The organism is Microcoleus sp. Pol11C2 (genome assembly GCF_036701505.1).
Lineage (GTDB): Bacteria > Cyanobacteriota > Cyanobacteriia > Cyanobacteriales > Microcoleaceae > Microcoleus.
Genome location: NZ_JAUBQX010000006.1, coordinates 85,689 through 108,579, shown reverse-complemented (window position 1 = coordinate 108,579; position 22,891 = coordinate 85,689). Strand labels below are relative to the sequence as shown.

The following is a 22,891-nucleotide window of genomic DNA, read 5'->3' as shown; positions in this document are numbered from 1 at the left end:
CAGCCGGCCCGCAACAATTTCCGAGACAGAGACAGAGACAGCAGCCCGCAGCCGGCCCGCAACAATTTCCGAGACAGGGACAGCAGCCCCCAGGAATCCAGGGGCAATTATTACAAAGACAGAGACAAAGACAATAGCCCGCAGGAATTCCGGGGCAACCATTTCAGAGACAGAGACAAAGACAGAGACACTCGCCCTGTTGACAGTGCCTCAAATACAGTCGTGCAACCAGACGCAGACACAGACGACATGATTTACGGCCGCCATGCGGTGCAAGCAGCTTTAGAAACAAACCAAGTCCTCAACCGGATCTGGGTTGTTCCGCACCTGCGCTACGATCCCCGCTTTCATAGCTTGCTAACCGAAGCCAAGGCCAACGGCAGCATCATTGACGAAGTTGACGATTTGCGCCTCGACTACATCACGCGCAAAGCAAACCACCAAGGCGTAGCCGCTCAAGTATCAGCCTACGAATACCTGGATTTGAGCGAACTGATCGCGAAGGCTAAGTCGGCTTGCGAAGATCCAGTAATTGTGGTAGCAGAAGGACTCAACGACCCGCACAATCTAGGGGCGATCATTCGCACCGCAGAAGCATTGGGCTCTCAGGGCATGGTGATTCCGCAGCGGCGCGCTGTTGGTATTACCTCGGCAGTAAGAAAAGTGGCAGCAGGGGCATTGGAAAGCCTGCCCGTGGCCAGGGTTGTCAATCTTAATCGGGCGCTGGAAGAACTGAAAGAGGCTGGATTCTGGATTTATGGCACTGCAGCAGGCGTCGGTCAATCTATAGAGACAGTCAAGTTCTCCGGACCCACTGTTTTAGTGGTGGGTGGTGAAGCTGACGGTTTGAGCCTTTTGATACAGCGCGGATGTGACGGATTAGTTTCAATTCCTTTAAGGGGCCATACTCCTAGCCTGAATGTCTCGGTAGCAACGGGGATGGCTTTATACGAAATTTACCGTCAGCGCGGGCCCAAAAAGTTTCACGTACACGGCTCGTAAAGGTGCTTGAAAAAAAGAGCACAACAGAGTAGTTTATTGTGAATGCTGCCCAGAATGGATCAGCACCACACCCGGAACAAGTAAGGAGAGCCGATCGACTGTCGTTACTTGTTCAGGCGAAAGTAGAAGGGGCCAGCCCCCCAGGTTCAAACAGGAATTCGACACCAATCTATTTAGATATCAGCTTTAAATAGGTTTGGATCGGTTCTTGGCAGCAGTCAGCCACGTGTAAATAACAACAGCCTAGGCGTGTTCGCAGCACCCTGAAAACACCGTCAAATACATTAGAAAAGCAGATGAAAGAATTCTTGATTAGCTTGCTCAACTTTTTCGGATTGGCTTGGTGGGTTGAAGTTAAAACTTCAGCGCCGCGGTGCATTTACTATTTTGGCCCGTTCTTAACCGATGGAGAGGCGGAAGCTGCAAAAGCAGGATATGTAGAAGACATAGAAAATGAAGGGGCAGAAGGTGTTAGTGTTTCGATTCAGCGCTGCAAACCAATTACTTTAACTGTTGCAGAAGATTTGGGAAAGCTTGGTGATGGAGGGCTGTGGCCGGTTTTGAGCGGTCAGTAGAAGCAGGGGGAATTTTGAGTTTTGAGAGGGCTACGCTTCCCTCGCAACGCTGTGCGGTTTTGAGGTGTGAGTTATAACTTCAAAACTCTTGAGTGTTGGGTAATAAATTGCTTGTGACAAACTCAAAACTCAACACTCGCAATTGTCAACTGCTTCGGGGTGACTCTCAATCCAGCGATCGATGTCTGCGAGTACCCGATCGGGAATTTCCCAAGGAAACAAGTGGGCTGTATTGGGATAGCACTGCCACTGACAGTCGTGCAGGTGGCGGGCGGTTTCTAAACTGGATGCTGAGGTGATGTGCCGATCGCCCTCTCCGGCCAACACCAAGCAGGGACATTGAATGTCGCCCAGGTGCATCAGTCGATCGTATCCAGCCCTCAGAGCGGTATTTAACGCCTTGGTTGCCGTGTTGGAAGTCTTGAGGTAAGCGGTGGTACCTGCCTGTGCTAAGTAGCGGTAAGGGGTGGCTGTATGCTGCTGTATCAAGTAGCGAAAGAGCGATCGCCTAGCAAAAGTATCAATATTCCACTGCCAACCGGGTATCGCCCAATTGATAATTCCGGCTAAACCGGTGTAAAGGTTATCTTGCCAAGAGATGGGAGGGTGACTTCCTCGCGGTTTGGCTGCGGATGCAAGTAGAATCAAACCAGTGACTCGCTGGGGATATTTCATGGCTAATTCCAGGGCTAAAATCCCTCCCAAAGACCATCCGATCACCAAACACCGATCGACTCCTAATCTGTCTAATAGTGCTTCTAAATCGACCAGATGATCGGTCATTTCAAAGAAAGTTGAGGTGCGGCTGTTGCCGTATCCGCGCAAGTCTGGGGCGATCGTTTGGAAGCGTTTTGATAGGTGTTCTGTGAACACCGACATACAATCGCCGGAACCTGGATGGCCGTGCAAGCAGAGAATGGGAAATCCTTTGCCTTTGACCGAAACGCTGAGTTGTTGATGCGGCATTTTTTAACTGTTTGGGCGGTGCGTTGTCCCCCGCTATAAATTGTATATTCCAGCGATTAAAAGTTGGGGTTTCTGACTATGTAATCGGCAATTTTAGAAATAGACTGGCGCATTTGTAGCTCGCCGCTGCGGCTGTCAATCACAGTAATCACATAGGCCTCGTCGTCAACGCTCATCGCTAAAGTTGTGCCGAGTACCCGAGAATTTTGGCCTGTTTTTTCGCCCAACCACTGAGCTTTAGTTCCTTCCAAGGCGGCAAATCCCAGAGCGTGATCGTACTGGCGGTTGAGAGTTTCTATTAATAGTTTAGCACCCGGTGTTTCGCCGTTGTAAATTTGCACCATCATTTCGGTTAGTTCGTTAGCAGTCAGGCGGTTGCGACCAGAACCGGGGTTGGAGGGCATAATTCTTTCCCCCATCAACTTGAAGTTGACGCGGGTGACTTCGTAGCCGCTATTATCTAAATATTGATTGATGTAATCCGATCCCAAATAATCGATTAGTTGATTGGTGGCGATATTGCTGCTGCGATAGATCATTTCTTCTAACAGTAGCTGTAGCGGGTAATTGCGATTGGACCTAATCTTTGCCGATGCGTCTTCGGTGAAATTACCGCGACTGACTAATACTTCCTGATTCAGACTAATTTTTTCTTTTTCGACTTTTTGCATCAGGGCAACAGCAATCGGCAATTTAATTAAGCTGGCTGGACTGGCTGGAGGTACATCGCCCCGCAGGTTTACGCATTCTCTATAAAGGTTGCAAACACCGATCGAAGCTTGAGCTGACAAACCGCTTTCTCGGGCAAGCGCACCCAAAAAATCAGATTTTGCTTGCTGCACTTGAAAGGTTGCTGCTGTTAAATTTTCCCGGTATTCTTGAGTTTTTGAGGCAGTGAGCGAAGCTAAAAATGAATTTTGAGGAACTTCCTGCAAGTTGTTGAGCGCCTGATGCCAGAAAAATTGAGTTTGCTGCGAAGATTCGATCGACTTATTTTGCTGCCGTTGAGTTTCTACGGCTCGGTTGGCTAAACGGACTGCTTGCTGTAAGTCGTCCTTAGCCCTCTGTTCTACTAATATTTGAGCTTCCACCGCTTGCAACTGCTGTAGCAGTTGTTCTTGAGGATTGGCGGCAACGGGAACTAAGCGCGAGAGCAGGGTTGGTTCTGGGGAGGGAGAGGGGGGTTGTTCTAATTCGGTGATCAGCCGATCGCGAGTTTTGTAGAGTTCGTCTAGGGAACGCGGGTTAGATGATTGAGAAAATGAACTTGCGATGGTTAACATCTGAACCAGTCCGATGCCGGCTACTACTGCCGCCATCTTGTTGGCGATCGACAAAAAACACCTGATATCTCGCATCTTTAACATCCTCAACACCACCACATTCAATATAAGCAGCTCTTGTTACATCAGTCAAATGGTTTGAGATTTTAGATGGGAGATTTTAGATTGAAGAACAACTCTAAAATCTCAAATCTCAAATGGTTTTAATCACGCCAATGTGGCAAAATAACCAAGATAAAGGGAGCGATCGCACCAAAGCAATCAACCCCCTTTAAATATTGGGAACTATCTACTTTTTGCGCCGCCGTCGCCAGTCAGCACCCAACCGCTTGAGGTAATCCCAGCCGCGTTGGGGCCAGACATGATCGCTACCGATTTTTTCGGCAATCCAGCGAGCTACTTTGGGGCCTGTCCAGTCTCCGCCGTCGGGGGCAGGGCCTTGCAGCGCTTGTCGCAGTTCTTCTTGCTCTTCAGGATTCAGCAAGGATTTCGCAGGAGGGGGCTGGCGGTCTCCGCTGCGATTTCTCACAGAGTTAGGCCCTTCTCGGTTGTAGCGCTGGACAATTTCTTTGGCGTAGTCGTAGTTGAGGCCTACGACTTGGGCTGCTTGTTTGATAGTCCAATTTCTGGAAACTAAGAGCAGCAAGTGCCAGCGGCGCGACTCTGTGGTGTTTTGTGCCTGCCGGTAGCGAATTTTGAGTTCCTCTGCCGTCAGGTGGGATTCTAAGTGAGCTTTAGGTGGCATTCCTCCAACGGGGCATCGGGAACTTCTTACCATATATCTTTGGTTTTGGGGATAATTCCGGATGAAATTATTTTCCTGGGGATCGTTCGGACAAATAAGTAGCTTTTTTTACCCCAGATGCACGCAGCTAGTCGCACTTGAGGAAGGACTGCTGTTTTTTTGCAGGTGCGCGCAACAAAAGACCTCGGCGTGGCGGTGAGCGTTTCGAGCTTTTTTGTGAACCCCAGATTTCTGACAGGCTTTTTGACCTCTGGCACAATGGGGGTGTATCAGAAAAGGTCGATCGCTATTTTCTTCGACCATCGCGCAGACGCCATTAATTCACTCGGATGACTGATAACTTTCATTCAGTTGACAGTTGACAGTTGACAGTTGACCTGGGATAGCGACCTCTACCTGGAAGGAAGAGGATGGGAGTAATGAATAGTCTTCTTTTAATTTCTCCCTACAAGGGTCCCGGCTTTAAACCAATTTTTATTGGTAATTTTTGGCTCAAAAATTTCCTTTCATAATATGGTTATAATTATTAGGGGATGTGCTGCCATTATCTAATATTTTATTTTTCGTATTTTTTTGTTTGGAGTTGATTCGTGGATAAGCAGGAGGCGAGTAATCTCGTAAAAAATCAGCTACAGATGCTTCAAAATATGTCTTTAAAAATAAATTATCTCTCACAAAACAGGTAAAATATTATTAGTATATATTTAATATTATCTGAATATTTGCCGGAATAAAGCAGTAATTATCGGGGATTAGTGTATTTTGAGACAATCTTTTTATAGCAAATCCTGGGTTGCATCGAAGAGAACCTGGGTTATAATATTTGATAATTTAGATGACCGAATTGGGAATGACTGATTTCCTAATGAGTGTGATCTTGCATACACATTCTTGGAGACAGAACTTAATTATGTAGAGACCAGATTGCACACCTTACCCCTTACTCATATAAATCTCGCGTCAAACAACTTTTGGCATCAGTCCTGATACACTTGCATACTTGGTTTGTTAAAAGATTAGGTAAAAAATTCGATCGCTATTTTGTGTTCTGTGGGATTTGGGGAATTTAATCTATTGTAGATAAAATGACCGATAGCGCCTTAGCGGAACCCTCTTCGAGACTCGAACTTTCGCCACAAAAATAGCAGACTTTGCCTTCGGGCTGTAAGCAGGTACAATTGCCAGTTATATTAACTGTATTGTCTCAAAGTAGAAATGATAAAGGTACGAGCATGGCATCCATCCGCGAGTTGCACCGACAACTGGTCAATAAAGAACGCTCTGCTGTGGAAATTACTCAAGAAGCATTAGACCGAATTACCCAGCTAGAGCCGAAGTTGAAAAGCTTTCTGTGCGTGACGGCAGACAGCGCATTGGCGCAGGCCCATAAAGTGGATGCCCAAATCGCAGCCGGAGAGCAAATTGGCCTGTTGGCCGGCATCCCGATCGCCGTTAAAGATAATATGTGTACCGAGGGCGTTCCCACAACCTGCGCCTCTCGGATTTTGGAGAATTTTGTGCCTCCCTACGATGCAACCGTCGTCTCCAAACTCCAAGCAGCCGGTGCGGTGATTGTGGGTAAGGCGAATATGGACGAGTTTGCAATGGGGAGCTCGACAGAAACTTCTGCCTATCAAGTTACCGCGAATCCTTGGGACTTGGAGCGCGTGCCCGGAGGGTCTTCTGGCGGCTCGGCCGCAGCAGTGGCCGCTGGAGAATGCGTCGTGAGTTTGGGTTCGGATACTGGGGGCTCGATCCGCCAACCTGCTGCTTTTTGCGGGTTGGTGGGGCTGAAACCGACTTATGGGTTGGTTTCTCGCTACGGTTTGGTGGCCTATGCTTCTTCTCTCGATCAAATAGGGCCCTTTGGTCGGACTGTTGAGGATACGGCGATTTTGTTGGGGGCGATCGCCGGTTACGATCCGAGAGATTCCACGAGTCTGAATGTCCCAATTCCTGACTACGCTCAAGCTTTAAGACCCAGTTTGCGACCGAAGGGTCAGATTAGAATTGGTGTAATTAAAGAAACTTTTGGTGTAGGGCTGGACTCGGGGGTTAAAGACGCTGTTACTAAGGCGATCGAGCAATTTCAACAATTGGGCGCAGAAATTCAAGTCATTTCTTGTCCCCGCTTCCGCTACGGTTTGCCCACTTACTACATCATTGCTCCCTCGGAAGCTTCGGCAAATTTGGCGCGATATGATGGAGTCAAGTACGGCTTCCGGTCTCCAGACCCCGATAATCTTTTGGATATGTATGCCAAAACCCGCTCTCAAGGGTTCGGTGCGGAAGTTAAACGCCGGATTGCGATCGGCACTTACGTATTGTCGGCTGGATATTACGATGCCTATTATCTAAAAGCTCAAAAAGTTCGGACTTTGATTAAAGAAGACTTTGAAAAAGCTTTTTCTCAAGTTGATGTTTTAGTCTGTCCCACTGCTCCTACTACCGCATTTAAGGCAGGCGAAAAATTCAATGACCCCCTGAGTATGTATTTGTCAGATTTGATGACTATTCCCGTGAATCTTGCTGGTTTGCCAGCTTTGAGTTTGCCCTGCGGATTTGATGATAAAGGACTGCCCGTGGGTATACAACTGATTAGTAATGTTTTGCAAGAATCTCGGTTGTTTCAAGTGGCTCACGCTTACGAACAGTCTACGAATTGGCACTTACACCACCCGGAATTGCATTAATTTTTGAAAATCGGCGGAATGCTGCGGCGGAAGTTAGTAATCGATCTTGGCTAATTGTCTGAATTAATTATTTGCCATTAGCTTTTGAGCGATCTCTACTTTCCCGCGTGCTCTATCTATGAACAATTTGCTAGTATTCCTTTTGTCTAAATCGCTAATAGCTTTTGGGATAGTTTTTGCCGTTGCTTATTCTGCTGCTTGTGTATTCCTATTTGTAGCGCAAGGTAAGTTTATCTTTTTTCCTGCGCGGGCGATCGAAACTACGCCAGATGATTTTCAGTTGAAATATCAAGATGTTTGGCTGCCAATTCCAACTAAAACAGGCGCGGTGGACAGCGTGCACGGGTGGTGGATTCCTGCCTCGGAAAATCCCCCCAGCCCCCCCAAAGCTTGGGGTGGAGCAAGAAAGGGGGAGTCGTTTCTGGCGACGGCCCGAAGTGACAAACAGGCCATCGCTGCGGTTCCCGCGCTTAACAAGGGGCTAGGGGGGGTAGTTTTGTACCTGCACGGTAATGCTTCAAATGTGGGAGCAAATGTCGAACACGCTCATCGATTTCATCGGTTAGGTTTGTCGGTATTTGTGATGGATTATCGTGGTTATGGAAAAAGCCAGGGCGATTTTCCGAGTGAATCTCAGGTTTATGAGGATGCTCAACTTGCTTGGGATTATTTGGTGAAACAGCGGGGGATTAACCCGAATCAAATTTATCTCTACGGTCATTCTTTGGGAGGGGCGATCGCGATCGATCTAGCGGTGCGTCACCCGGAGGCTGCGGGGTTAATAGTAGAAGGCTCTTTTACTTCGACGCGGGCGATGGTTAATTTCCAAAAAGGGCTGTTTTGGATGTTTCCGATCGATTTTTTGCTGACACAGCGGTTTGATTCTCTTTCAAAAGTCGATCGCCTGCAAATGCCGGTGCTCTTTATTCACGGGACTGCTGACAATGTAGTTCCTGTAGAAATGAGCAAAAAACTGTTTGATGCAGCACCTGAGCCCAAACAGCTTTACATAGTTCCTGATGGAGGTCACACTAATGTGGCGCAGATCGGGGGCGCAGAATATCTGCAAATACTGAGCCAATTTTTAGGTTCTTCAAAGTAGATAAAAGCTATTGGCGGTAACAGGTTAAGTTTGATATCTGTACCGCCTGCTCGCTCTTCTCACTGTACATATCTAAAGCAGAGAAGTTATCCCGATGATATCGCTTAGTAAAACCTTAATACATTCAGCCACCAGTCATTTAAGGCATAGCAATAATTGCAGTAATTGTTCGTGCTTATAGGTTGTTCTTTCTTAACTTCGCAGCCTCGCCGAGATGTTTTTCTGTTCGGCATCCGGGCGCCGCAGAGATTGGCATCTGTGAGATTAGCTTTGTTCAATCTCGCATCCCTCAAGTCGGCAGATCTAAGGTCGGCACCGCTGAGATTTGCACCGCTTAAATCGGCTTCTTGGAGGTCGGCACCCCTGAGATTTGCACCGCTTAAATCGGCATTTCTCAGGTCGGTTCTACTTAGTTTAGCGGCGCTCAAATTACTGCATTTTAAATTAGCCAACTGGAGCGATGCGTCTCGCAGAAAACTCTCGCTGAGGTTGGCATTTTCTAAGTTGGCTCCCCTGATGTCTGCCCTGCTCATGTCTGCTTTGCTGAGGTCGGCGTCAGCCAAAAAGGCGTTTCTCATGTTGGCGTTGTTTAAATTAGCTTCCATTAAGTCAGCCGCAGTCAAGTCGGCATCAACTAAGTCAGCCCTGCTGAGAGTGGCGCGGCTCAAGGAAGCGCCAAACAAATCTGCACGGCTCAAGGAAGCGCCAAATAAGTCGCATCCGGGACATCCTCTGGTTTCTAGCAGCCGCTTGACTAGAGACAGATTTTGAGCTTGTAAGGGAAGTGCGGCGCAAAATGGGAGTAGCATTATCGCTGCAGTCAGAATTTTCAGTTTGATTTTGGTCATAGTCTGGGTAAGTCCTGTAACTGCCTTTCATCACCGATTTGTCTGCTGGACTTACGTGCGGGAGACCAAAAACCCGGTTTCCTCGTTAATTCCTCGCTGTCAAACCCAATATTCTAAGCAGAAACTGGGTTGTTTGCGTAAGTCCTAGTCTAGTGGATGGACGTGAATCGACGGTGTAAGGTTCGTAGGCGTAAGCCGGGGCGTAGCCATCGCACTCACGGATATTACTTAGGGGTTGGGGATGAAAGCCCGCACATCAAGGCTCCGTGGCAGCGAACGGCGAACGGCCGGAGGCGCTAAATACCAGGGATTCTGGAGCTGGCGACGGCTGCGACAAGTGGCCGACTCCTACAACGGATAAGTATTTGTAATCGATGCAGTTGGATTTAGCTGCCGAGGGCGATCGTTCTCCGTACAGGGGATAGGTAAATAAGCCAATTGGCTTAGACTCTTAAGACATATTGCTGATGCGCTGCCTTCTCTAAAAAAGATAGCATTTTTGTATGATCCCCGAAATAATACCGAGCAAGCAAGTATAAAAAAAGTACCAAATGTCTCGGCGGGTGGGAAAATAGGGTACAGCTAATACTTTCAAACGAGGAAAATAGATGTCGAACAGCATAGATCAACTTGCAGAAGGCGGCAGGGGGATCAAACTCATGTGGCAGATTGCAGACGAGATCAGTTACACCCGGACTCTCGACAATCGAAATTGTTTGTCCCTGAGCAAAAGTTACGCAGTAGAAGGTCGCAATCGCTCCCAAAATATAAAAAAAGCTAGCGTTTTAGATGGGTTAATGAATTTATTAAACACCTGGGATTGGCAAACTGAAACAGAGCAGGAAGAAGAACTGCATGAAACTTGTATTCAACATATTAGCCTGCAAGTCAACACAGATGTCAATGCTTTAACTCAAGTTTTGTTGTGGTTTGAACAGTTGAAATATATATCGCTCCCCAATGAGGTTTGGTGTAAGTTTCAGTTGGCGTTGGCTGAAGGTTTCACTAATGCAGTTCGCCACGCTCACAAAAATCTGCCAGTAGAAACTCCTGTTCAACTGGAAATTAGGGTGTTTAACGGACGGTTGGAACTCAAAGTTTGGGATTGCGGCCCGTGTTTTGATTTTGATGCTAAGCTGAAAGAAATTCTGGCAGCAGATAGAAATAACGGCTTGGATTTAGAGGTTTTGAACGATGCTTGCTTGATGCCTAGCAGACAGAAAACTGTGGAACAGTCTCTATTTCTAATTGCTGGGTAGCTTTGGAGTGAGGGACAATTAAGAGACTGGCACGGTGAAAAATGTGTTATGCTAAAAACGGTGTTAGGGGAAAAGTTACGGGTTTTGTCTCCGCGTGGGTGAGGGTTTTTGAATAACGCCAACCTGCTGCGGCTTGGGTTAAGAGCTATGGTCTTGGGTGATTCTATACCGGTTCGATAGAAACGGGTGCATCTGTCTAATTAAATATTAAAAACTAAACATTACAAAGTTAAAAAATATTCACACTAATTTTTGACTTTTTAACTTATCATAGTATCTGGTCGCTCGCCCATTACTAATGATTTCCAAAGAAACTTTATTTGTTCTGTCTCTATTTCCCTACTTGGGATTTCTCTGGTTTTTGACTCGCTCGGGAAAAACACCCCGTTTAGCTCTGATGGGATTTTACGGCACTCTCGTTTTTGTGGCTGTGACGATTCCCGCCGCAATTTACGCAAAAGTTGCCTACAACGAATCCTTAGCAAATGTCGATTGGCTGCACGGTTCTGCGGAATTATTCTTAACACTTGCCAATATTTTATTAGTTTTAGGCTTTAGAGAAGCGGTGATTAAAGCCAAAGCATCGTCACAGAAGGGCGGCGAGGAGCAAGAGTGTCTTTTAGATGGGGGAGAATAGCCGGGATCGTCTCAGTGTTGTATTTACTCTGGGCATAAATGCTCCAGAATAGCCGTAGTTAACAGTTAACTGTTGACATACCAGTTTGTGAGCCGCCAACCTGCAAAATTTGAGGAAAGCATTAGAATATATGGAAACTCACATCAAGCACTTCTAGTGTCCTCACCTGGGTTTCTTGCCACGGGCTCAACCTGAGAGCCGAGATTTTGGGTCAAGAAAGCGAGTTTCTCAGGTATTATCGAGAATGGTGCTCTGGGCGTGAGTGGAAACAGACTACCATGTTGCTAAGTTTAGCTGTGGTGGGAATCTCCAGGCCGGAAAAAAGATGAGCTATTGCCTCAATCCCCATTGCCAAAAGCCGCAGAATGCTGACTCAACCAATTTTTGTCTGGCGTGCGGCTCTAAATTGCTACTGAAGGAGCGTTACCGCGCCATTCAGCCTATCGGTGAAGGAACATTTGGCAGAACGTTTTTAGCTGTCGATGAAGATAGGTTGAAAACTCCCTGCGCCATCAAACAATTTTTCCCCCAAGTTCAAGAAAAAGCTGAATTAGAAAAGGCAACTGCACTGTTCAAACAAGAAGCTCACCGGTTGCACGAACTCGGAGAACACCCGCAGATTCCCAGTTTGCTGGCTTCTTTTGAACAAGCAAAACGTCTGTATCTTGTGGAAGAGTTAATCGAGGGAAATAATTTGTTTCAGGAGTTGCAGCAGCAGGGAGCTTTTAGCGAGGAACAGATTTGGGAATTGTTGATCAATTTGTTGCCTGTTTTGCAATTTGTTCACGAGCAGCAGGTGATTCATCGAGATATTAAGCCGGAAAATATTGTGCGGAGAACTCCCCAAACCATGCGGGCGGCGGGATATCCCAGCTCGACTCCTGGTAAACGAAAAGGAGGGGCAAATTTACCTCAATCTTCTGCTGGTATGAAACGGCTAATTGTCGCTGAATCTCCTGCTGTACAGGGGAAGGCCAGGGGGGGTCAGTTTGTGCTAGTAGATTTTGGAGTTGCTAAGCACATTACCGGCCTTTCTGAGGCGCAAACTGGGACGATAACTGGAACTGCGGGCTATGCGCCGATCGAACAAATTCGCAGCGGCAAGGCGTATCCGGCGAGCGACCTTTACAGTTTGGGCGTTACCTGCATTCACCTGCTAACTGGGGCGGTATTGAAGGATTTGTTCGATGCTTTGGAATGCAAATGGATTTGGCGATCGCACTTGGCGCAAAAAGGCATAAAAGTCAGCCATAAATTAGCAACTATTTTGAATAAATTGCTCAAAGATTCGGTAAGAGAGCGATATCAATCCGCTACTGAAGTGTTGCAAGAATTGGTAAATGTTGGGCAATATCCCCGCTCTCAAATCAGTTATAATTCGCCCACCCAAATAGCTATTAATTCGCCAGTAACTAACTCGCAGACCAATACAGCAACCGCCGTCTCGGCCGCGCCGCCCCAGAAGATTCATGTTGTGCCATCCGCTGGCAATCCGAGGTTATTGTCGTCTAATAACTGGCGGTGCGAGCGCATTCTCCAGGGCCATTCAGCCCCGGTTAATGCTGTGGTTATTAACCCTCAAGGTAATATTCTCGCGAGCGCCAGCGACGATAAAACAATTAAGCTGTGGAACCTGCAAACAGGTGAATTCATCCATACTTTTTTCGGCCATTCCGCAACGGTTGATGCTGTGGCAATTAGCCCAGACGGGAGAATGATGGTTAGCGGCAGTTTTGACAGAAAAGTCATTGAGTGGAAGCTGGATAAAAAGGCGATGATTCGCGAATTTTACAGCGATTTTGGTTCGCCGTACAGTCATCGCTACGGCTCCGTGTATTCGGTGGCTTTTAGTTGCGACTCTGGAGCGATTGCGAGTGCCAGCGGCGACAAGAGTATTAAATTGTGGAACCAGCGCAACGGAGAATTGGTTCAAAAACTTTCGGGACATTCTGACAAGGTTTTATCTGTTAGTTTTCGCCCTCAAAGTATGATGCTTGCCAGCGGCAGTGCTGACACCACTATCAAGATGTGGCTTGTAGGTATTGGGGAGAGTGTACGGACTTTTGTCGGTCATTCAGATTGGGTTTATGCGATCGCATTTAGTCAAGACGGCAAAACGATTGTCAGTGGAAGTGCCGACGCTACTGTTAAATTGTGGAATGCCGATACAGGGGAATTAATTAATACTTTGAGCGGGCATTCTGATGCGGTGATTTCGGTGGCGATTAGTCCAGATCGCGAAACTATGGCTAGCGGCAGTCGAGACGGTACGGTTAAACTCTGGAACCTGGAAACAGGAGAATGTTTGTGCTCTCTTGCTGGGTGCAATCCGGTGGCTTTTAGTCCTGACGGTCAAACTTTAGTCACCGGTGGGGATGGCGGCGAAGTGCTAATTTGGCGGGCGTCTGTTTAGTTGGGCGAGATAATTGACGTACTTGTGAAGGCGATCAGTGTCAGTGTGCAGTAAACGACTGGCCCAAGAATGTACATTAAGTTGCGATCGCATTTCTCGAAACACCGCAGCATCCCCGCGATTGTGTAGAGGAAAAACCCAAGCATCAAATCCAGCCGACTTGAGACGGCTAACAGTTCCCTCGCCATCTTGAACCCACAATTGAGGGTTAATGCGAAGGGGTTGACAGGAATATTCACCGACAACAATTCCTCCCACAGAAACGCTAGCACCTTCTCCACGATTGGAAAGTTCTTGCAAAATAGCTTTGAGGGAATTGAGTTTTTTCCCGTCTTGTACTTGCTGCGGTGTCAGCTTGACAATCACCATTTCTAAAACTTCCACAGGTTTTGTCGATCGTACAATGTTGACTGGTTCCGCCGGCCAATGGTTATTTATTTCCGGTTCGACCCTCTCGATTTCCTCTGTAACCTGTACTGTTTCAACCGGCTTTGCAGTGTCTACAATTATCTGAATTTCCTCGCCATCTTTCTCAATTTTTCCACTAATCTGTAAGATAGCATTCTCTACAATGTAAGGTTTCACTTGTTCGTAAGCCTTGGGGAACACAACAGCTTTTATTTGATGTGTCAAATCTTCTAATTGCAAAATTGCCATCGCATCGCCTTTTTTTGTCACTACCATTTTGATAGCGCTGAGCATGACAATAACTGATACTTTCCCCTTTTTCTCTGCTAACTGTTCGAGAGTCACTACATCGGGGTCTGGGTTGGCTTGCAGGAGAAACTTTAGGGGATGTTCTGACACATAAAAGCCAAGCAGTTCTTTTTCTAAACGCAATTTCTCTTGTTTTTCAAAATCTTTTACCACTTTAGATTTTGGCGCAGACTCATAGGTATTGACCGACTTCCCGAAGCTATTCGCACCTAACAAGTCAAAAAGATTACCTTGGCCGCTTTCTCGGTCTCTTTTGCGCTCTTGGGCCCATTTAATCACCCCTTCGAGGTCGTGTACTAATTGATTGCGGTTGTTTTCAATTTTATCAAAAGCACCGCATTGAATTAATGCTTCTAAAGCGCGGCGGTTGACAGAATGAAGATTTACGCGATCGCACAAATCCGGCAGCGATTTAAACTTACCCCCTTCGTGCCTCGCTGCCAAAATATTTTCAATCGCCGCTTCTCCCACATTTTTAACAGCAGAAATCCCAAACAAAATTTTATCCTTTGCAGCTCCAGTCCTCTGTTTGGGAAGCGGTGTAAAAGTAAGTTCCGAGCTATTAACATCTGGCGGCTCAACCTCAATACCCAGCTTGAGACAATTGGCAATATATTTCTGTACTTTATCCTGATCGCCCCTGTTAGCAGTCAGCAGTGCAGCCATGTATTCTAGAGGATAATTCGCCTTTAAATAGGCAGTTTGATACGTGATATAGGCATAAGCCATTGAATGGGATTTATTAAAACAGTATTCAGCGAATTGCAGCATCTGCGCGAACAGTTTATCAGCAATTCTTTGACTGACTCCATTCTTAGTTGCGCCGTCGATAAACGTTTCTTTTTGCTTCTGCATTTCATCAGCTTTCTTCTTGCCCATTGCGCGCCGCAGCAAGTCAGCTTGACCCAAAGAATAGCCCGCCAAATCTTGAGCCATCCGCATAATTTGCTCTTGAAAACAAAGCGTTCCGTAAGTCTCTTTTAAAATCGGCTCTAATAGCGGATGATCGTACTCAACTGTTTTACCGTGCTTACAGTCAATAAACTGAGGAATCAAACCTGCATCCAGCGGGCCAGGTCGGTAAAGTGCCAAAATAGAAGAAATATCATCCAGACAGGAAGGTTTGAGTTTTTTCACTACATCCAGCATTCCAGAGGATTCTAACTGAAAAATACCTTCTAAATCTCCTCTTTCTAAAAGTCTATAAGTTTTATCTACATCATTTGGTAACTTTTTGATTCTGGCAAAAGCCTCTTGAGCTCTGCGCTCTATATCAGAAGGCAGCATTTCTGGATCGACTATTTGATTTTGGGTGTGCTTAATATAATCAACTGTTTTCTGGAGCGTTGTTAAATTTTTTAATCCCAAAAAGTCCATTTTCAGCAGCCCCAAAAATTCCAAATCTTCCATGAAATATTGGGTAATTACAGCACCCTCATTATTCTTTTGCAGCGGTACAATTTCATCCAACGGTTCTGAAGAAATTACCACACCGGCCGCGTGAACGCCATAGGTTTTGTTGGTTCCTTCAATGCGAATTGCCATGTCAATCCACTGACGAACAGGGACTTCTGTACCTGTTTCTTCATTAATGCAAATTGTCTTTTCATAGTTTTCTTTAAATTCCTGTGCAGGTGTGTCATCGGAAATCATTACTTTAAGTTTTTCCGGCTTTCCCCTGGACACGGGAATTAATTTTGCCATTTCGTCGGCTTTTTTGTAGGGAATACCTAACACTCTGGCAACATCTTTCAAAACAGCTTTTGATGTCATTCTGTTGAAAGTAATAATTTGCGCTACGCGGTCGCTACCATATTTTTCAGTAACATATTTAATCATGTCATCCCGCCTTTCTATGCAGAAATCGCTATCAATATCTGGCATGGATTTGCGTTCGGGATTGAGAAATCTCTCGAATAGTAGTCCGTGGTGTACGGGGTCTATATTGGTAATTTTGAGGACATAGGCAACTAGAGAGCCTGCGGCAGAACCGCGTCCTGGGCCTACTGGAATATTGTTATCTCTAGCATATTTTATGTAGTCCCAAACTACTAAAAAATATTCCGAAAAGCCCATCTGCTGAAGCATTTTCAGTTCGTATTCTAGTCTTTGTTTGTAGACGGGGGGGATTTCATTTCTGGTGCGGGCTTTGAGGCGTTCTAAGAGTCCCAGCCAGGATATTTCTTCTACATAAGTATCGGCTGTATGTTCTGGGGGAATTGGAATTGTGGGAATTCGAGCTTCTCCTGTCAGCTCGTATCTCGATACTTTATTTGCGACTTCTAAAGTGTTGTCGATCGCCTCTTTGATTGTTTCATCATCCAAATGGTCTCGAAACAGTTGCGCCATCTCCTCCGCAGACTTAAGATACTCAGTGCCGCTGTAGCGCATCCGCTTGTCTTCTTCAATCAGTTTGTTGGTGTTAATGCACAGCAAAGCATCGTGTGCTTCTACGTCGTTGCAGGAAATATAGTGAGAATCATTGGTGGCAATTATTTTAATCTTGAGTTCACGGGCAATTTTAACGATTTCAACATTAACAATCCGGTCTTCCGGGGAACCGTGGTCTTGAATTTCTATATAGTAATCTTCCCCAAATACTTCTTTATACCATGTGGCTACTTCACGGGCAGTATCTAGCTTGTTTTGCAGAATCATTTGGGGAACTTCGCCACCCAAACAAGCACTGGTGACAATTAAACCTTCGGAGTATTGTTTTAGCAGTTCCTTGTTGATGCAGGGGCGGGCAAAAATACCTCTTTCAGGCATTCCCTTTAAATGGGAAATTGTGGTTAGTTTGACGAGGTTTTTATAACCTTGGGTATTTTTAGCTAAAACAACTTGATGGTATTTTCTTCTACCTCGAACTTTTACTTCGATGTCGCCGTTGACGACATACATTTCATTGCCAATAATCGGCTTGATATTTTTATTTCGGCAAACTTTGATTAGCTCGATCGCCCCGTACATCACCCCGTGGTCTGTAAGGGCGATCGCGGGCATCCCCAATTCCACCGCCCGTTCTGCGAGCTGTTGTAGCTGAGAAGCCCCGTCCAGCAGGCTATAATCGCTATGAATGTGCAAACCAACGAAGGACATAGGGATTTAAAATATAAGATTTGAGAATTTAGATTTTACACCATCGGCGTGTCAAAGGGTAAAATAAAAAACAAAGCTTTATATCACTCTTGAGCTGGTTTGTGTTGGGGCTTATAAAAGTGCAAAAGATGAGGTTGTCGCTGTATTGATGATTGAATGGGTAAATTATTCTTGATCGCGATCGAACTTTTACAAATTGGCTTGTTTCAAATAACCTTCCAAATCTTTAATCCGTTCTTGCGTCACTCTGGCCCGGCAATAACCGTAGGTAGAAGCAGCCAAAGAACCGCCTTCAAACTGTCCTTTTGCATAATCACAATTTTCATCTCTAAATTTTATCCAAGTACGCTGTGCCGCAGTCAATCTCTGCTTTTGTCTACTGCTGATTTTTGCTTGCAGTTGCTGATAGACTTGATTGAGCTTTTTGTCTGCAGTCTCAAACTCTTGACTGGAACAGACATTCATCTCTAGCGTGGTTTGAGGACTTTTGCAGTTAGGCTGTTGGGCGACTTGTACAGGGATGTTGCTGGCTTTGCTGGGAAGCAAAAATCCGGCTTTCAACAAAAGCAAACTTGCCACAAATTTTACCCAAATAGTGCTATTTTTCACTTAGTTTCTCTCTTTTTTAATCTTTAATTTTCTCTGCTGGCTGAGCCGATCGCCAAATCCACCAAGCCGCCGCCCATAGAGTAAAATTGCCAATGAGAGTCATCGCCGCTTGCAGGGTAACGATCCATTCTAGGGCGGGAGAGTTGTCAAAATAGTGCCATGTACAGGCACACATAGCGCTGACAAGAGCGGGCAGCATTGCGGCGGAAAGGGCCCACCAAGCTCGGTTTTGAGTGACTTCGCCGTAAGTCCAAATTAACCAGATGGCGGCAATCCACTCGACGACGCTAGAGATGTGAATAATCCAGGTGGGAATTGACAAAGCGTGCATTTTTTGTATTGTGAACGAAGATGAAAGATTTATCGATAACGAAGATGAAAGATTTATCTATCGGGACTTACGCAACTGTCATATAAAGTATGATGCGTCATACAATTTTAGATTAGCGATTTGAGATTTTATTAGATTTGCGATTTGAGCTGACTTATGACGTAAAGCCGTGAAGCTTGCTGACAGTAGCATTTTTTGGTAGTAGGATCAAATCTCAAATATCAAAAAAATCTAAAATCTAAAATCTAAAATAGTTAGATTCCCCATCACAAACAAAGAAAAGAGTAGAAATGCGAGCAATTTTGTGCGGCTATTACGGTAAAGGCAACGGCGGCGACGAGGCGCTGTTGGCATCGCTATTGCAAATGTTACCAGATGGCGTGACGCCGATCGTCCTGTCTGGCAATCCTGTCGAGACAAATCAGCGGTACGGGGTAGCTGCGCGCGATCGCATGAATGCGTTCCAAGTTCTCGAAGCACTCCGCACATCCGACGCGCTAATTTGGGGCGGCGGTAGTTTAATTCAAGACGCTACTAGCATTGCGAGCCCTTTCTATTATGGGGGTTTGATGGGATTAGCGCAGCGGATGGGCTTAAAAACAGTTGCTTGGGCCCAGGGAATTGGGCCTTTGAAGCGCGAAATGACTCGCAAGTTATCTCAGCGCTGTTTTGCTGGATGCACCGCCGTCAGCGTGCGCGATAAAGGTTCAGCTACTTTACTTGCAGATTGGCAAATTCCCTTTACTTTAGCGCCCGATCCCGTGTGGGCTTTGGAGAATTCCCCCGTGTCGGGTTTGTGGGATTTACCGGCGCCCAGAGTTGCTGTTTGTTTGCGTTCTCATCCTACACTAACTCCCGCTCGTTTGTCAATCTTAACTCAAGCTTTAGTTGACTTTCAAAAAGCAACTCGCACCTTAATTTTGCTGCTGCCTTTTCAAGCATCTCACGACTTAGAAATTGCCAAACATTTGCATGAAGCCCTGCCCAAAACGAGCCGCATTCTCAGTTTAGACGATCCGAGAAAATTGAAAGGAGTGTTCCGGGGAGTCGAAATGGCGATCGGGATGCGCTACCACAGTTTAATTATGGCAGCATCCGAAGAATGCCGCTGTTTTGCCCTCAGCTACGATCCGAAAGTAAGCCAGTTAATGGAAGAGCTAGAAATGCCAGGATACTTATTATCAGAATTGCCAGACGATCCTTATTTAATTAGCAAAACCTGGATGGAACACTATGCTAACGGCGACGCCTTATCTCCAGACAGGATAAAATTTATAGTAGAGCGATCGCTCTTTCATCGCGAAGTATTGCGAGCCGCGCTCCAGCAGTCTTAGTAATAGCAGTCTTAATAAGAGGTAAAATACCGTGACAGTCAGTACAACCGACTTGAAAATTACCTGGGAAAAATTGCCAGACGACTTCATTTTAGAGGAGCAACCTCTGCAAAATATCGACCAGCCCTTACTCGCTGCCGCCTTGCGAGAAATCTTAGAAATCGCGGGGCTAATTTTGGAAGGAACATTAGTTGCCCCTAATCTGGGGATTTGTGCCACCTTAGATAATAAGCTAGTTATCAAAGCTCCAGATTTGTTTTATGCCCGCAACGTACCGTCGCTTTCTAGTCAAGAAATTCGCCGCAGTTACACTCCCAACTTAGAAGGGGAAATTCCGGCGATTGTCATGGAATTTTTGTCAGCTAGTCCCAACGATGAATATTCTAGTAAACAAACTTATACCCCCGGCAAATGTTTTTTTTTACGAGCAAGTATTGCGAGCACCAATATATGCTCTTTTTGAACCAGCCAGTGGATTCCTAGAAATGTACCAGTTGGATTCATCAGGAAAGTATCAAGTACAACAACCAGATTTAAATGGTCATTATTGGATTGCAGGAGTGGGGTTATTTCTGGGGGTTTGGCAGGGAACAAAAGCTGAAAGAACCGGATATTGGTTGCGGTGGTGGGATGAGAGCGGAGAGATGTTATTGTGGGGAGCAGAGATGGTAGAAAGGGAACGGCAGCAAAGGGATATCGTTCAACAGCAAGCCGAACAAGAACGAGAACGATCCGAAAGATTAGCCGCCCAATTAAGAGCAGCAGGCATGGAACCAGAAGCCTAATGCAATAATGAGCCGTTTAAAATTGTCCCTCTACAATTTAAGATTGCTCATTAATTAAAAAGTATTGAACAATATCGCAAAAATCAATATTTATCTGCGTTAATTCACGTTCATCTGCCCTAATCCGCGGTTAAACAATACATTCAGGAGACAGCAAAATTGGCAAGAGTAAGAGTGCGGGAACACGTCAATCCCCTATCAATTAGATATCAAGCATCTGCAAGTCCCCCGGATTGGACTAAAATCTATGCCGACTTAAATTTACCGCTGCATTTAGATATCGGCTGCGGCAGAGGACGGTTTTTGTGGCACATGGCGCAAATCCAAACAGACTGGAATTTTCTCGGATTAGAAATTCGGGAACCTCTGGTAGAGGAGGCGAATCTTTGGCGGGACGAAAAAGGCTTGACAAATTTGCACTATTTGTTTTGCAATGCGAATAGTTCTCTCAAACCAATTTTAGAAACTTTACCCGCAGGTATTTTGCAGCGGGTTAGCATTCAGTTTCCCGATCCGTGGTTCAAGAAAAAGCACCACAAACGGCGGGTGGTGCAGCAGGAATTAGTCAACGAATTGGCAACTTATTTGGCAATTGGCGGCGAAGTGTTTATTCAGTCAGATATTGAGGAAGTAGAAAGAGAAATGTGCGATCGCTTTTCATCTCACCCTAGTTTTAAACGTCAAAATGGGGGCGAATGGTTAGCAGAAAATCCCCTGCCTGTTGCTACTGAAAGAGAAATTGCTACTCTGAAACGGGGCGAACCAGTTTATCGAGCACTGTATCAAAAATAATGCTCGCTTTTGCAAACTCACCTTGGTAATAAATGTTATAAATTATATCTTGCACCTTGGTTAGGAACAGGCAAGATGCCAGTTCCACATAAATTAATTTTCTTGTGGAACTGGCATCTTGCCCGTTAATAAAAGAATTATTTCTAACTTAAACCCAAGACGCCAGCCACATCCTAATTTTCCATTCCATTTGCGACAAAGGCAGTCCCAAATAGATAGGCATCCAGAAAATAAAAGCACCCAAAACCAGAAAAATAATTGTTACCCCCATCCCTCGGAGTCGAGTTTGAGGGCTGTGCAGCCACCTGTCAACCCACCAAGCAAGTGCTAAGGCTGCAAACACAGAACAGCCCATATAATGGTACAAAAATATGCAGCGAGTCACCTTCACCCAAGGCAGCAAATTAGCGGCCCAATTAACTATTAAATATAACGCCAGCCACATTTCAGCAGTCGGCGGAAACAAAATCGGCCGCTGCTGTTCTATTGTGTCAGCAGAAGCCTCGCTGCGCGTTTGCAGCCACACCAAAATCCGGTGAACTAAAACTCCTATTACTAGCAGTAAAGCTAAGGTTGACAGCCACCAAAGCAATGGATTTCCCATTGCGTGAACGTCAAAATTTGCCTGAGTTGCACCTTCAGGTAAAGGGGGCAAAACCGGATCTGGTTGGGCATTGCTGCTAGCAGTTTTGTAGAAGTAAACTATGGGGCGCAGCATCAAAGGCCAACTGTACCACGTGGAACAGTAAGGATGTACATCTGGGCCGCTTTTAATCCGCTGGTGATAAGTCAAAATCTCCGTTTGCATCTGCCAGAAATTGGGAGTTGGATTAAAGTGCAGGTGAGGAATCCAAGAGATGCTGTAAACTAGAATAGGAATAATAGCTAGACTCAAGCAGAGTTCTATAAAATTGAGTTTAGTCAGTTTTTGTACGGGACTTTCGGCAGGAATTAGAGGTGAATTTACCTCGCGGCTTTGTTCTTCATTTTCTCTGTTACCCTGGATAAAACGCACTGCCCAAGCACAGATTAAAATTAGATAAGTACCGAAAAGAAACCACAATCCGTTCCATTTAATAGCAGCAGATGCGCCGAAACCTATTCCGGCGAGTACCAGCCAACGCCAGCGCTTTTTGCCTTCTGCTTCTACGGCTTTTAAAATAAATAACTGACCTAAAATTCCAAATAAAACCAGATAAATGTTGTTCAGCGCGTACCGAGACTCAACTAAAAACAGACCGTCGCAGGCGATCAATAAAGCAGCAATAAAAGCAAAGGTGCGGCGCGGAACTAGCTGATAAGCTAGTGCTCCCACAACTAGCGGAATAAAGGAACCCGTGAGAGCATTCAGCCAGCGGTAATCCCAAGGGGAAAGCAGGGAACCTGCCATACTGTTGACGGCTGTTTTGCCGAATGGAAGGTGAGTGCCGATCCAAATGCCGATCGCAATTATGTACTGGCTCAGAGGCGGGTGAGCGTTGAAAAACGGAGTTTTGGTGAGATAATCGTTGGCAAATTTAGCGTAATAAACCTCGTCAAATACTAAAGTGTTAAATCTCTCTAGTTCCCAAAAGCGGAGAGTTAAGGAAAAGAGGAACACCCCGAGCATTCCCAGGGCAAAAACAAAGATTGATTTGTGGGATTGTTTTTTGTTGGGGTTCATAAAACATCAAAAAATAGTAGATGCTAGGTTTGGGAGCG

General features: G+C 45.7%; 17 protein-coding genes and 1 pseudogene. 10 read left to right on the top strand and 8 right to left on the bottom strand.

Annotated features, from left to right (window positions below; translation table 11 throughout):
• Together rlmB and QUA42_RS05995 are read left to right on the top strand one after the other, a co-directional pair.
• A partial coding sequence (gene rlmB / locus QUA42_RS06000) for a 23S rRNA (guanosine(2251)-2'-O)-methyltransferase RlmB (protein ID WP_333135973.1) occupies positions 1-1,002 on the top strand: 1,002 nt, incomplete at its 5' end.
• A 296-nt stretch (positions 1,003-1,298) separates the two neighbouring features.
• A complete protein-coding gene (locus QUA42_RS05995; RefSeq protein ID WP_006632385.1) occupies positions 1,299-1,577 on the top strand; it encodes a DUF1816 domain-containing protein in 279 nt (92 codons plus the stop codon).
• Between the two features lie 129 nt (positions 1,578-1,706).
• Here QUA42_RS05995 and QUA42_RS05990 read toward each other — a convergent pair whose 3' ends face one another.
• The 3 genes from QUA42_RS05990 to QUA42_RS05980 form a co-directional block, all read right to left on the bottom strand.
• Positions 1,707-2,543 (bottom strand): alpha/beta hydrolase, encoded by an 837-nt coding sequence (locus QUA42_RS05990; protein ID WP_333135970.1) that lies wholly within the window; start codon positions 2,541-2,543, stop codon positions 1,707-1,709.
• A 56-nt stretch (positions 2,544-2,599) separates the two neighbouring features.
• The gene (locus QUA42_RS05985; RefSeq protein WP_333135968.1) at positions 2,600-3,901 is read right to left on the bottom strand and encodes a serine hydrolase; all 1,302 of its coding nucleotides are present in this window, start codon (positions 3,899-3,901) and stop codon (positions 2,600-2,602) included.
• 214 nt (positions 3,902-4,115) lie between these two features.
• The gene (locus tag QUA42_RS05980) at positions 4,116-4,571 is read right to left on the bottom strand and encodes a helix-turn-helix domain-containing protein (RefSeq protein WP_333044446.1); all 456 of its coding nucleotides are present in this window, start codon (positions 4,569-4,571) and stop codon (positions 4,116-4,118) included.
• A gap of 1,232 nt (positions 4,572-5,803) precedes the next feature.
• On the opposite strand from QUA42_RS05980, the gene gatA reads away from it, so the two are divergent.
• Together gatA and QUA42_RS05970 are read left to right on the top strand one after the other, a co-directional pair.
• Positions 5,804-7,264 carry an Asp-tRNA(Asn)/Glu-tRNA(Gln) amidotransferase subunit GatA gene (gene gatA, locus QUA42_RS05975; protein ID WP_333037285.1) on the top strand — a complete coding sequence of 487 codons (1,461 nt, stop codon included), beginning with the start codon at positions 5,804-5,806 and terminating at the stop codon, positions 7,262-7,264.
• Between the two features lie 118 nt (positions 7,265-7,382).
• A complete protein-coding gene (locus QUA42_RS05970; RefSeq protein WP_333135966.1) occupies positions 7,383-8,366 on the top strand; it encodes an alpha/beta fold hydrolase in 984 nt (327 codons plus the stop codon).
• Between the two features lie 104 nt (positions 8,367-8,470).
• Here the strand turns inward: QUA42_RS05970 and QUA42_RS05965 are convergent, their stop codons facing one another.
• Positions 8,471-9,214, bottom strand: coding sequence for a pentapeptide repeat-containing protein (locus tag QUA42_RS05965; RefSeq protein ID WP_333135964.1), 744 nt, complete (start codon positions 9,212-9,214; stop codon positions 8,471-8,473).
• A 608-nt stretch (positions 9,215-9,822) separates the two neighbouring features.
• On the opposite strand from QUA42_RS05965, the gene QUA42_RS05960 reads away from it, so the two are divergent.
• From QUA42_RS05960 to QUA42_RS05950, 3 genes are all read left to right on the top strand, one after another.
• On the top strand, positions 9,823-10,473 hold the full coding sequence (locus tag QUA42_RS05960) for an ATP-binding protein (RefSeq protein WP_333135962.1): 651 nt from the start codon (positions 9,823-9,825) through the stop codon (positions 10,471-10,473).
• Between the two features lie 298 nt (positions 10,474-10,771).
• The gene (locus tag QUA42_RS05955) at positions 10,772-11,110 is read left to right on the top strand and encodes a DUF3593 domain-containing protein (protein ID WP_333073253.1); all 339 of its coding nucleotides are present in this window, start codon (positions 10,772-10,774) and stop codon (positions 11,108-11,110) included.
• Between the two features lie 325 nt (positions 11,111-11,435).
• Complete coding sequence (locus QUA42_RS05950; RefSeq protein WP_333135961.1) at positions 11,436-13,523, top strand: serine/threonine-protein kinase; 2,088 nt, start codon at positions 11,436-11,438, stop codon at positions 13,521-13,523.
• On the opposite strand, the gene QUA42_RS05945 is transcribed toward QUA42_RS05950, so the two are convergent.
• The 3 genes from QUA42_RS05945 to QUA42_RS05935 form a co-directional block, all read right to left on the bottom strand.
• Positions 13,500-17,339, bottom strand: a complete 3,840-nt coding sequence (locus QUA42_RS05945) for a DNA polymerase III subunit alpha (RefSeq protein WP_333135958.1) — start codon at positions 17,337-17,339, stop codon at positions 13,500-13,502. The genes QUA42_RS05950 and QUA42_RS05945 overlap by 24 nt on opposite strands.
• Before the next feature lie 189 nt (positions 17,340-17,528).
• Positions 17,529-17,948: a lysozyme inhibitor LprI family protein gene (locus tag QUA42_RS05940; RefSeq protein WP_333135957.1), complete on the bottom strand. Its 420-nt coding sequence runs from the start codon at positions 17,946-17,948 to the stop codon at positions 17,529-17,531.
• A gap of 16 nt (positions 17,949-17,964) precedes the next feature.
• A complete protein-coding gene (locus QUA42_RS05935) occupies positions 17,965-18,279 on the bottom strand; it encodes a DUF2499 domain-containing protein (RefSeq protein ID WP_333135955.1) in 315 nt (104 codons plus the stop codon).
• A gap of 290 nt (positions 18,280-18,569) precedes the next feature.
• Between QUA42_RS05935 and csaB the strand changes: the two genes are divergently transcribed.
• The 3 genes and pseudogenes from csaB to trmB all read left to right on the top strand — a co-directional run bounded on the left by csaB (position 18,570) and on the right by trmB (position 21,190).
• Complete coding sequence (gene csaB / locus QUA42_RS05930) at positions 18,570-19,613, top strand: polysaccharide pyruvyl transferase CsaB (RefSeq protein WP_333135953.1); 1,044 nt, start codon at positions 18,570-18,572, stop codon at positions 19,611-19,613.
• A gap of 31 nt (positions 19,614-19,644) precedes the next feature.
• A pseudogene (locus tag QUA42_RS05925) lies at positions 19,645-20,398 on the top strand (Uma2 family endonuclease).
• Positions 20,399-20,557: 159 nt separating this feature from the next.
• On the top strand, positions 20,558-21,190 hold the full coding sequence (gene trmB / locus QUA42_RS05920) for a tRNA (guanosine(46)-N7)-methyltransferase TrmB (RefSeq protein WP_333135951.1): 633 nt from the start codon (positions 20,558-20,560) through the stop codon (positions 21,188-21,190).
• 148 nt (positions 21,191-21,338) lie between these two features.
• Here the strand turns inward: trmB and QUA42_RS05915 are convergent, their stop codons facing one another.
• Positions 21,339-22,853: a phospholipid carrier-dependent glycosyltransferase gene (locus QUA42_RS05915; RefSeq protein WP_333135949.1), complete on the bottom strand. Its 1,515-nt coding sequence runs from the start codon at positions 22,851-22,853 to the stop codon at positions 21,339-21,341.
• Positions 22,854-22,891: the final 38 nt, after the last annotated feature.